Source organism: Psychrobacter sp. CX14 (assembly GCF_057396205.2).
Genome location: NZ_CM183187.1, coordinates 206,995 through 219,490, shown reverse-complemented (window position 1 = coordinate 219,490; position 12,496 = coordinate 206,995). Strand labels below are relative to the sequence as shown.

Genomic DNA, 12,496 nt, shown 5'->3' with positions numbered 1-12,496 from the left:
TGATATTTATCTTGTAAAGGTTGGCTTTTTAGTAAGGTTTTGAATTGTATTTGTAAAACTTAGTTGAAGAAACTGCTTAGTCCAGATTAAAGCAAATATACTTAGTGCTGAACAGCGTTATACGCACTTAGTTAGGGGTATTATTGCATAGTCAGGAATGACCCTAGCCTTAGCGCCTACAGCCGTGCCTGACAAGATAATAGCAAGCAGGTTTCAGCTACAGTTTGTCCAGCGCTAACCTTCCTAAACCATCCCCCGAACCCTAGCCATAATCCCACGTCCAATCACCAAGCGCACATACCCAATCGCAATAATCAATAACACCGCTATCAGTAACACCGCACCGATTGCAAAGCTACCCCAAGGCACACTAAAGCGCAGATTAAACCACTGGGTAATAATAACATAAGCCGTACCACTCGCCAGTATCACTGCAAACGCCCCCGCACTGATGCCAAGTAAGCCAATCTCTAACATATTAATTTTATACAAGTCCCGCTTTTGCATACCGAGTAATCGAAACGACGCACTATCCCGCAGTCGGTCTTGAGAAGTGGATAATAGCGAGGTGATGAGTACCATAATGCCTGTTATCATAGCGAGTAAGGTAAACACTTCTACCAGTCGGCTCATCTGATTGACAAAGCTCTGAACTTGCTTGGCAATCGCCCCGCCGTCAATAGTTGTGATGGCAGGGAACGCCCGCACAAGGTCAGTTTGTAATTGCGGAATCTGGGCAGCATCTACTTTGGTCGTGGCAAACTGAATTTGTGGTGCATCTGCCAATACCTCAGGTTCAAATAAGAAATAGAAAAACGGACTAGGGCCACGCTCATAGCGCTCCCGGATACTGGTAATCTGCCCGACTATCTCAATACCTTGAATGTTAAAGCGTACTTGGTCGCCCATACCCACATTGAACAGTTCAGCAGCAGAATCTAATATCGATAACGGCACGATCTCATCTTTGCTGTCACCTTCATTATTAGCCTGAGTGTCAGCCGTAATAGGTGCATAAAGCTGGTTGGGCTCTACCGATTCTTTAATAAATTCAGTATCCATTACGCTATCGGCATAGCTCAAGTTAAACACCCGAGTTGGGTCATCGCCCTCACTTTGTGGCACCACAATCTCATCAGCAGCCACACCACCAGCCTCAGTCACTCTCGCTCGTACCACTGGATAATAAATAATGGGCGCATCAATCATCGTGTTCAATGCGTCATGCTGATCGCTTTGTACATCGAGCAAAAACAGGTTTGGCGCATCTTCAGGATACGCCTGTACAAACTGTTTGTTCAGGCTATGGTTTAAGAGCGTAATCATGGTCAAGACCGCCACCGACAAGGCGAGGGTCACAAAGAATAGCCCAGACTGATTGCCCTTACGCGACAAATTATGCACTGCGATACGTGCCATCCATCCGGACTGTTTACCCACAAGCCTCTTACCAAACAAGCCACGCTCAATCAGTTTCGCTAATAACCACAACCACCCCTTACCAAGCAACCAAAAACTGCCAGCCAGCACTAGCATACCGCCCAATACCTGTAAGCCTTTCATCAGTGAGCCAAACTCATAGGTGAGCAGTCCATAACTTGCTAATAACACCAAACCATACCAATATAGTGGCGGATGCTGGCGGGTATTGCTAGTAGACTGTTTGAGCACCGCTGATGGCTTGGTATGAGTCACCGCATACAAGCTTTGTTGTACTACTAGTATGGTTATCACCAACGCCACGATACTGATTTTAACCAAACTGACCATCTTAATAGACAGCTGGATATCAGGCGGCAAAATAGCGGTTAAATACTGTGCTCCGATATTTAGCATCCCAAGACTTAACAATCCAGAGGCAATACATGCCAGCACCGCCATCCCCAAAAATAGCAGATAATAACTGCGTTTAATCGAACGCACCGACTCACCGAGTGCACGACGAATGGCATTAGAGTTTTGTTGCAAGCCAACAAACGCCTTTACCACGCTCAAAAGTGCTACCGCTGATAAAAACAACACGGCTATCACCAGCAATTTCAAAAACATCAGTACATTATCCGATACCTCAGTCACCGACGTGTCCGACTCATCGGCCGTCGTCATCTCCACATCTTGCGAGGCGGGCAGGGTATCGATAATTTGCTTAAGTTTGGTCTGCTCACTGGCAATGGCGTCAGGGCTACCCGCCAACTCAATACGGTAATTAACTCGGCTACGTTGCCCCATTAAGTTGGTCGCTTCTAAGTCATCCGCACTCATAAGCACCCGTGCGCCAAACCCAAAGGCAGTCAACGGACGATCAGGCTCAGTGACCAGTTCATCGGCGATGGTAAAAACCGCATCACCAATTTTGACCTTATTGCCTACTTTAAGATTCAGCCCTGTCAACACTTGTGTTTCCACCACTACCGTATTGGGAGTAAGCTGTTGCCAAAGCGGTTTGCCTGACGCTAGCATCACCTCGCCATATAGAGGGTATTGGTTCGATACCGCTTTTACACGGGCGAGCAGGGTATGCACGTCTGAATCATCGTTAGCGTTTGTATCAGCATTGACGTTAGACACCATCGCATTAAATTGATAATCATAAACCACGCCTGATTCAACATTACTATTAACAGAACCAGCGGATTTTGAATCCGTTACCGACTCAAACGTTTGCACCGCCTCTAGCACATCGGGCGTCCACGCTTGCTTACTGCTTAAAATTAAATCACCACCAACCAGCGCCCGTTGATTCTCAGTCACATAATCGCGCACCGACTGTTGAATCGAATCCAGTGTCAAATAAGTTGATAACGACAATACCATCGCCAGCAAAAACAACAACGGATACACCCAATGTCGGCACCAGCTTCGGTTGAGCGATTTACTACCTAGGTTGGTATAAGAGTTGGTTGGAATGGGCGTATGTTGTTTGGTCATAGTGGCAGGGCTATTGATTGATGGTTGATGTGGGTGAGGATGAGGATTTAATAATATAGAGCAGTCAGGCTGTGACGCATAAAAGACGGTAAGTGATTAGTAAAGACAGTAGCGCAGACGATCTCGATTTTTAATCAAAGTACTGATAAAAGCGCTTGTCATCCGACGCCATTGCTAGTAGCTCATTATCTTCTGGCGTGTCGCCATAGGCATAAATATGCTGATAATCAGACAGCTTAAATTGTTGCATGACACGCTGTTTTTTTTGCTGAAAGCTACAGTCGCCTTGCTTGCTAAAACCAGTGACAATGCCGTTTTTCGCATCCACTTCGGTACATATCAGTTTCAGCCCATGTCGTTCACACCAAGGCTTTAGGTATATATCCAAAGAAGCAGAAATGATAACCACTGTGTCCCCTCTGTCTTTATGCCATTGTAGTTGTTGCATGGCACTAGGGCGCAAAAATTTAGGCAGAATATGATAGGCATAAGCTTGGCCTTTGGCTTGCAGCCTGTGTTCATCGACACCTTTAAAGGCAAAGTGTAAGATTTTTGCGCGGATATCACGACCTTTTTCAAAGCCTAATTTATATCTGATAAGCGCGGGTAGCAGTACTAATTTACCGAGCCGCAATCTTTTTTTAGGCACAGCGAATAGCATAAATTGAGTAAACGTATCTGTATGGGTAATGGTGCCGTCGAAATCGAATAATGCTAGGTTCATTCAACCCGCCCATCATGAATAGTAATCACCTGATTAGCATTTTCTGTTAAAGCAGGGTCATGTGTCACCACCACCAAAGCGGTACCGGACTGTTGTTGTAGCTCTAGCAATAAATTCATCACCTGCTGGGCGTTTTGCTCATCCAAATTACCTGTTGGCTCATCGGCAAAAATAATTTTTGGACGAGCCACTAGCGCCCGAGCCAATGCGGTGCGTTGTTGTTCACCGCCTGAAAGTTGATGTGGTAGGCTGTCACGGCGATGAGTTAAGCCTACTGCAACCAGCAGTTCTTCGACTCGATTGGCGTCTGGCCGACGGGAAATATCAAGCGGAAACGCAATGTTTTCGGCAACGGTTAACGTCGGCAACAAATGAAAGGACTGGAACACAAAGCCCATATCTTGTTGACGTTTTTGTGCCAGTTCATCCTCGCTCAAGTCCGTTAAATTCTGACCATTTAGCCAAACCTCACCGGTATCAGGGTAGTCCAGTCCTGCCAATAAGCCTAATAACGTTGACTTGCCCGAACCTGATTTACCCATGATTACCGCAAACTCACCAGCACCAATACTCACATTGACATCTTTGATAATGTTCGTCTTAGTCTCGCCAATCATCACGCTTTTACTCAGATTGGTCGCGTGTAATAAAGGCTTAGTGGAAGCAGTTGCGTTGGTCATCGAATCTCTCATAGTCAGGCTCAGTAGGGTTACGGTTGTGCGCTATCACTTGCTTGTTCACCAACGAATTCATCTAGTGTCGGTTTAAGCACAGGCAAGATATTATTCTGGACGATACGTGTATAGCCCTCGCTAGTCGGATGAATGGCGTCAGATTGGTTGAGCTCAGGCACACCGCCGACACCCTCTAAAAAGAAGGGAATAAAAGGCACACCGGTATCTTCAGCAATTTTTGGATATAAGTTAGAGAAGGATTTCACGTAATCATCCCCTAAATTATCATAAATCTGCATACCGCCCAGAATCACAATACTGCCCTCATTCTGTAGACGCTCAATGGCAGTACGAATATTGCTGTCTATCGTGGCGACATCAATGCCGCGCATCGCATCATTGGCTCCAATGGTTAAAATAGTGATATCAGGTTTGGTTTTAAGCGCCCAGTCAAGGCGATTTATCAGTCCGGTGCTCGTCTCGCCACTAAGGCCAGAGTTGACGACTTTAGCATTGATATAACCGGCCTGCTTTAACGCGGCTTCTAATTGAGCGGGGTAAGCTTCATTTTCTGGTAGGCCTAGACCTTCGGTGAGTGAGTCACCAAGTGCTAGGATAGTTATGGGTTGTTCGATGGTTTGGGTGGGGTCAGCATCTGATGGCTGTGATGTACTGGATTCTGTAGTCGCAGGTATGCTTTGAGACTGAGTCGAAGTCGGAGTTTCAGACTCAGCATTTATAGGACTATCTGTGTTGTCTTTACTAGGCTGGCAAGCCATTAACAATGAGCTTGCAACAACGATAAACGACAGTGGTTTAAGAAACGGCAAGGACATAACAACTCCATAAACCAAAACGCATGGTTAAAAAACAATAAAATCAGGCAATGACATCATACTAACAATGGTAGATATTTTTAGCTGTTTATGATTGGTTATGGTGTTGCCGGACTATAACTATAGAGGGCAGGATAGGAGAGTAGAAAGGTTAAACGAATGATAAAGTAGATTAGCGGTGAGACTTATAATCCATCATTTAACTCTGTATGAGTCATTAGTATTATCATCAAAAACCAACGAATTTAAAACATGATCCTGCCATATCCCGTTAATTTTAAGATAAGATTTGGCATACCCTTCTTTCTCAAACCCCAGTTTTTTAAGCAGGCGAGCACTTCGGTCGTTATCCGGCAGGTGATTGGCCATAATACGATGCAGTCCATAGTGTTTGCGCACATAATCGATTGCACGGCTGAGCACCTCGGTCATGATGCCTTGACCTTCATAATCGGCATCTATGGAGTATCCCAGATATCCCGCCTGAAATACCCCATACATAAAGCCATTAAAGTTAATCACCCCAATAATTTGTGAGCAATCTTTTGGGGTAAAAACCATCGATATACCACTGCGCTGATGGTAGGCACCTAGCGTGGCCTCTATATGTACCTCAATACTTTCCAACGTATAATAATTGGCATCTCTCTGTGGTTCATAAGGTGCAAGGCGCGCCTCATTACGCAGTAAATAATCTTGTAGCGGCTGCGCTAGGTCTTGGTTGAGCAAATAGACCTCGGCTTTTGTGGTACTAAATAATTTTTTCAAAGCCATCGCCGTATTCTCCTAGGCAGCGCATGCGTCATCTGTGAAGTAGGGATGACCTTACTTATTGTCATATAAATCGCGAACCACCTCGCCAATCACCTTGATACCTGCCTCTAAGGTCTCATCACTGGCAGCGATACTCATACGAATACACTCAAAAGCATGCGGATAATTGGCCGTATCTAAACCCGGGTAGAAGTGTTCACTTGGCACAATTAACGTGGCCTTTTCTTTTAGACGGTCGTACAGCTCGGTGGTGGTAATAGGTAGGTCTTTAAACCATACCCATAAGAAAATCGCCCCTTCGGGCTTGTGAATAAATACCGGATAATCGCCAAGCTCAGACTTAATATGACGAATCGCAAGCTTGGCTTTTGCCGCATAAAATGGCTGAATGGTCTCATCACACAGCTGTTTTAAATTGTCGTTGTTAAGTAATGGCGCAGTAATGGCACCACCAAAGCGTGTTGGTGCAAGATTAACCACAGCGTTCATTGCGCTTACCGTCTTTATCACTTCCGGTGCAGCAATGACAATGCCGGTACGCGCCCCAGGTAGGCCAATCTTCGATAAGCTAAAGCACAAAATGGTGCTTTCATCCCAGTTGAGATTAACATCAGGATAAATAATATTTGGGAACGGCTCGCCATACGCGTTATCAATAATTAGCGGCACATCATATTGCTTGGCAATCTTCGATAAATGCGCCATTTCTTCATCGGTTAACACGTTACCGGTTGGGTTGGTCGGGCGTGAGCAGCAAATTGCCCCAATTTCACCGTTTTTGAGTGCCGGTAAGTTCTCTAACACTTCAAAGTCGATTTTGTATTTAAAGAAACCTGTTTCGCCTTCGTGCTCGACTTCTTCAATCTCAGGCTCAATGGCGATAAAGTGTTCGCCGTCAATTTGCACATCACTATAGCCGATATACTCTGGCGCTAGAGGCATTAAAATAGACTTGGTACTGGTATTGCCATTTTCGTCCTCAAAGGTGCCACCGAATAAGTTAAATAAATAGAAGAAGGCGTTTTGCGAGCCATTAGTTAGCACAATATTACCTGTGCTTAAATTCCAGTCGTAATGACGGTTAAAAAAAGCAACCAAAGCATCGATAAATTTAGCATCGCCTTGCGGATTAGAATAGTTCCCAATGGACTCAATAGCGTCGCCGTCGATACCGCCCTGCTCTAATGATTTATAGACATTAAAATACGCCTCGTTCACTTTATCGATACGCGCAGGGTTACCACCGCCGAGCATATTCACAGGCGTTGGACTCTTTAGGGCATCGCCCAAATCATCCATTAGCTGAGAGATGGCACTGGTTTGTGTGAACTGTTGGCCATATTTTGAAAACTTCATATTAGTACCGTTTAAGTTATTTTTAGATTAAAAAAGCCCCGATATATCAATAGAGTAGTGCTTATGCAGGCTTGCCGTCAATCATAATAGGGCGACTGGCGAGCCAAGAAAACACCACATTAATGACAGTGACGATTAAGATGAATAATAAAGGCGCATCCCAGCTGCCTGTCACCTCATGCAACCAGCCGGCACCAAACGGACCAGTAAAGGCCACCAAATATGCCACAGTCTGTGCCATGCCGGACAGTTTACTGGCCTGATTTGGAGAATAAGTGCGCAGCGAGAACAGCATAATACAGAGCGTGAAAATACTGGCACAGCCAAGCCCCATGGCCGAGCTCCACAGCCACGCTAATGACGGTGACAAATAGGCGGTACCGACCAGACCTATGAGGTTGAGTAGTGTCGCAGTAATCGCCACAGTTTGAATGGGTATGCCGCGGCGAATCAGCCATGTCATTCCAATAATGGCAATGGGCGCCATAAACTGAAATACTGAGCCCATATTACCGCCTTCGACCTCGCTTAAACCCTTACTAATCCAAATAGAGGGTAAAAAAGTCGCTACGGTATAGAAAAGCAATGATTGCAGTCCCATAAGCATGGCCATTTGCCATGCCAGCCCCGATTTCCAGATAGAAGTGGCTTCTTGAGCCGCCTCTGTTGGATTCATTACAGCGGCCGGCATCTTGTGTGAGGAGCCTAGTTTTAGGCGTAATATTATCCAAGCGACGATAGCGGCAATGCCCAGTATCGCCCAGCCGCCCAATGCCCATTGCCAACCGACGCGTTCGGTTAACGGATACACCAAGCCGGATACCGTCCCTGCCATAACCGACATTGTTAAGCTAAACACAGCAGTCATTAGTGCAATATTATGCGGGGTGCGCTGCTTAATAACCGGTGCGACCAACGTATTGGCAAAACCGATGGCCAATGACAACAAAACAGTACCGGTCAAGAAGCCGTGCCAGCCTATCCATGTCGAGCGCATAATGATGCCCGCGGTGATAGCGACTAAGACAGCGATTAATGTATTCTCTAATCCAAATCGTTTACCAATGGCCGGTGAAATCAGTGCGCCTAATGCAAACATCAACATCGGGATAGCACCAAGCCAACCAATATGTGTGGCATTTAAGCCAAGCGCTTGCTCGACTACAGGTGCAATTGCGCCTAATGCCACGATAGGCGAGCGCATGTTGCTGGCCAATAATAAGATGGCAATCGCTACTAGCCAAAAGACAGCGCGCGGCGTTTTTTCGGTCACATGATTGGCGTGATGCGTTGAACTAGGCTCATTGGTCTTAGGCGTTGCTTGATTCGGAGCAGAAGCGGAATGTGACATAGTAAACCACTTACTTTTGGTAAACGGGGTGGAGGGTGACGGACATAAAAAACCACCGCATAAGCGATGGTTTAACTATAGCAGAAATAATCAGCAGAACCTAAGCCAGAAAGTTTGGCCACTAATAACAGACACTGGCATCTGCTATCGCTACTTGTTATAGAGTACTTCAGAGTTGGCTAAACAGTGCCGAAATCTGACTAAACCAGCTTATAGAGCAGATTTACCTAAATCAGCTGCTTTCTTGCTATCAAACGCTTTTTCATCGTTAATCTGTTCACATAGATTGGGGTCGTTACCACAGAACTGGCACGTCTCATCACCCATTAAATTGGCAACACGGCCACATGAACCACGTAACGGTTCTTTTTTTACCATGTAACCGATGCCCATAAACAAAAAGAATAGGACAAATACGGCAAAGGTAATGCCAAGCATAGGAAGTAATTGAGCGAGCATAATAGCCTCACTTAGTTTAAATAGAGTATTTTATTGGTTCAATTTTAACACATATTCAGATAAGAGGCCGCGGCAGCGCAGTATAAATGCTGTAACGACAGCAAGCAGTGCTAATTCGAATATCAATATGCAATCTTCGATATTTAGCTTTTAACCTTCAATTATATTAAGCCAAAAACTAAGAACCTGTATTCACAAGCTATAATTGGCTCTTTTTGCCTAAAACAAGCCACTACTTTGTTAAAATTCGGCTCGAATAGAAGGACTATTCAACCCAATTTTGCCTCGTATTGTCTCATTTTATTCTAAAAATACCATAACTGTAGCTTATGAATACAGGTTCTAAAAAAGCGCCTAATGTAAGGTCACAATCACCATAGGCGCTATAAAAGATATTTAGTTATAAAACTACGAATTTATAACACTAAGAATCAGATGACATGAATGATAATATAAGTAATCGCACCGGCTAAATAGCCTAATAGCGCTAGGCCACTAATACGTTTGAGATACCAAGTAAACGGTAGCTTTTCCATCCCCATTGCTGCCACGCCAGCGGCAGAACCAATAATCAAGCAGCTACCACCGGTACCAGCACAATAAGCTAAGAAATGCCAGAATGCGCCATCTTGTAAGAATTGACTTTGACGTGCCAATTCATCGCCTGTCAGTTGGGCCACTGATGCATCGGTTAATAACGGATACATTTTCATCGCACCGGCGACCAAGGGCACGTTATCGACTAAGGAGGATAGCAAACCGATTAATACGTTAATCACGTACAAGTTGCCAAAGGTATTGTCTAGCCATAAGGCCACATCGGTTAAATGTCCGGCGGTGGCAAGGCCGGCGACTGCTAATAAGATACCTAAGAAGAATAAGATGCTTGGCATATCGACACGGGTCAAAACGCCGACCACGGTCATACGTTCTTTGATATACCAGTCGTGATGACGGTGCATAATTTCTGTGAATACCCAAAGGACGCCTACCCCAAATAAGATACCCATATAAGGTGGCAAGTGGGTGATCGTTTTAAAGATAGGCACAAAGGCCAATGCCGACAAGCCCAATGTCAATACGCTAATGCGCATCTTGCTGGTAATTGACTGCTGCGCCATAAGCGTCAGGTTATCCTGAGTTATGGGGGTATCGGCTGTGATGGCTGTCTGAGTTACCTCGGCTTGACCTGTCATTGCCGCCGCAGGGTTAGGCGCTGTACTGTGTTGCTCAGAATCAGTGGCGGTATTGCCGAGATAGTTAATGTTTGAGGCCTGAAAAGGCACTTTGGCAGGCTTAGGACGAAACACCTGTTTGCCGCGAAAAATGAAGCTTAATATCAGCATAGGCACGAGCGCAGCGACCAGACTTGGCACAATTAAATCCACAATAATCTTGCTTGCCGTGACTTGGTTACCAATCCAGAGCATGGTGGTGGTGACATCGCCAATGGGCGACCAAGCGCCACCAGCATTGGCACAGATAACGACCATACCCACATACCACCAACGCATATGCTTGTCTGCGACCAATTTGCGTAGCAAAGAGACCATCACAATAGTGGTCGTTAAATTATCGAGCAGGGCAGAGAAGAAGAACGTCATCAGACCAATGGTCCACAGTAGCTTGATGGCACTGGTGGTTTTGATACGACTGGTAATGGCATAAAAGCCATCGTGAGCGTCAATCAGCTCGACGATGACCATAGCACCCATCAAGAAAAATAAGATTTCTGCAATTTCTGCAAGGTGATGGCGCAGCTCTGTGTTTAATAACTCGGTGACACCTTGTCCACCATGGGACGCTAATTGGCCGGCAAGTAAGGTGTCGGCACCAAAAACCAACAGCGTCCAGATGAGGATTGCGGTGAGCAGGGCAGAGGCTGCTTTATCAATATGAACGTTGTGTTCAAGCGCAATCGCTATATAACCTAAAACAAAAACCAATGCCATTAACGAGTAAATCATGGCCTATCCTCAATGTTAATAAAAGTCCTAAAGTGTCGCGTTGAACAATGACAACGCAACCATTCTAAGGGATACAACAGCGTTAAGATAGACAGTAAAATGACTCGTCAAATTAGTGCTTAAACCCTTTAATTTCGGGAAATTTATAGTGTTTTGTGTTAAGATGTTTTGTAAGTATCACTTCTTAAAATGTGTGGTTTTTTAGTCTTAAACTCAATCAGTTTGACCCGCTCTTAACGCCTTCATTGCTGGTGTCTCAACAATTTGCCAATATGCCAATGGGTCCACATTATTAGAGGTAATATCCTCTACAGACGCAATATCATCATGTATCTTACCATCCTTGGGTATCACAAACATCGCCGCTATATTTTGCTCGGTCGCCATTTTCAGTGCATTCTCATAAGACATGGCGGTCAAAGCTGTTGCCCAAGCATCTGCTAAAGAGACTGTCTCGGCTGCAACCGATACCGAGGGCGCACCACCAGCAATTGGCTGACCTGTGGTCGGATCAATGGTGTGGCTATAGCGTTTGTTATCAAAAATCACTGAGTTACGATAGTTGCCTGAGGTAGCCAAATGCAGTTGATTTGGCGAGCTAGGCTGACGAATACCGGCGATGGTCAGACGCTCGGACACGCTGCTGTCTATCACGGGTGCATCAATGGCAATCTGCCATGGCTGTGCTTTTTGATTGACGCCAGAGCTTGATATCTCACCGCCAATCTCGACCATGTAGTTGTTAATCTTGTATTTATTGCGCAGCACATCAGCAATGACATCGACACCATATCCTTTAGCGACTGCCGAGAAATCCAGCTCTACATCCTGTTTTGACTTAGTCACGCTATTACCCTTTGCGGTCACGCTATCAAAATCAATCAGCGACTTAGCGGCAGCAATCTCGTCAGCAGAGGGCGGATTCTGTAGTCTCTCTACCGTCATCACATTTCCAAAGCCCCATAAGGTGACCAAAGGCATCACTGTCGGATCAAAGGCGCCGCCCGACTGTTTGTATACCTGCTTGGAGTCGCTTAATACTTTAATAAAGTCATCGTCCACTTGGATTGATTCTCCAGCAGATAAGCGATTAAACTTAGAAATGGTCGAGTCTTCTTGATAGGTCGACATGCTGTTATTAATCTCTACCAAACGCTCATCGACCGCTTGTTTTATCACTTGCTCATCGACATTATCTGGCTGTTGATAGCGAATATGATAGCTAGTTCCCATGGTCTCACCTTGAATATAACTATATTCCGGCTGCTTCTGACAGGCACTCAGACCAATGGCACTAGCAGCAACAATAGTGATACCAGTACTGGCTGAGCTAGAAAAGTTAGAGAAGCGAGAAGGGGGGCTGTTAGATAAGCGAGACGACATAGGACATCCTTTGGCGCGGTTGAAGGGTTAATTTAAAGATGGAA

At 45.3% G+C, this 12,496-nt stretch carries 10 protein-coding genes; all 10 read right to left on the bottom strand.

What is annotated here, in order from left to right:
- Positions 1–243: 243 nt before the first annotated feature.
- Positions 244–2,928 (bottom strand): ABC transporter permease, encoded by a 2,685-nt coding sequence (locus tag AC2SLO_RS00960; RefSeq protein ID WP_486539937.1) that lies wholly within the window; start codon positions 2,926–2,928, stop codon positions 244–246.
- A 130-nt stretch (positions 2,929–3,058) separates the two neighbouring features.
- Positions 3,059–3,652, bottom strand: coding sequence for an HAD-IB family hydrolase (locus AC2SLO_RS00955; protein WP_486539939.1), 594 nt, complete (start codon positions 3,650–3,652; stop codon positions 3,059–3,061).
- Positions 3,649–4,332: an ABC transporter ATP-binding protein gene (locus AC2SLO_RS00950; RefSeq protein ID WP_486539941.1), complete on the bottom strand. Its 684-nt coding sequence runs from the start codon at positions 4,330–4,332 to the stop codon at positions 3,649–3,651. The genes AC2SLO_RS00955 and AC2SLO_RS00950 overlap by 4 nt, the downstream gene beginning before the upstream one ends.
- A 29-nt stretch (positions 4,333–4,361) precedes the next feature.
- Entirely contained in the window at positions 4,362–5,162 is an 801-nt protein-coding gene (locus AC2SLO_RS00945; protein ID WP_486539943.1) for an arylesterase, read from the bottom strand.
- Positions 5,163–5,357: 195 nt separating this feature from the next.
- The gene (locus tag AC2SLO_RS00940; protein ID WP_486539945.1) at positions 5,358–5,936 is read right to left on the bottom strand and encodes a GNAT family N-acetyltransferase; all 579 of its coding nucleotides are present in this window, start codon (positions 5,934–5,936) and stop codon (positions 5,358–5,360) included.
- Between the two features lie 51 nt (positions 5,937–5,987).
- Positions 5,988–7,292 (bottom strand): valine--pyruvate transaminase, encoded by a 1,305-nt coding sequence (locus tag AC2SLO_RS00935; RefSeq protein WP_486539947.1) that lies wholly within the window; start codon positions 7,290–7,292, stop codon positions 5,988–5,990.
- Positions 7,293–7,353: 61 nt separating this feature from the next.
- Complete coding sequence (locus AC2SLO_RS00930; RefSeq protein WP_486539949.1) at positions 7,354–8,643, bottom strand: MFS transporter; 1,290 nt, start codon at positions 8,641–8,643, stop codon at positions 7,354–7,356.
- A gap of 210 nt (positions 8,644–8,853) precedes the next feature.
- Complete coding sequence (gene nqrM, locus AC2SLO_RS00925) at positions 8,854–9,102, bottom strand: (Na+)-NQR maturation NqrM (RefSeq protein WP_486539951.1); 249 nt, start codon at positions 9,100–9,102, stop codon at positions 8,854–8,856.
- A gap of 431 nt (positions 9,103–9,533) precedes the next feature.
- The gene (nhaD, locus tag AC2SLO_RS00920; protein WP_486539953.1) at positions 9,534–11,069 is read right to left on the bottom strand and encodes a sodium:proton antiporter NhaD; all 1,536 of its coding nucleotides are present in this window, start codon (positions 11,067–11,069) and stop codon (positions 9,534–9,536) included.
- A 213-nt stretch (positions 11,070–11,282) separates the two neighbouring features.
- Complete coding sequence (locus AC2SLO_RS00915) at positions 11,283–12,452, bottom strand: FAD:protein FMN transferase (protein WP_486539955.1); 1,170 nt, start codon at positions 12,450–12,452, stop codon at positions 11,283–11,285.
- Positions 12,453–12,496: the final 44 nt, after the last annotated feature.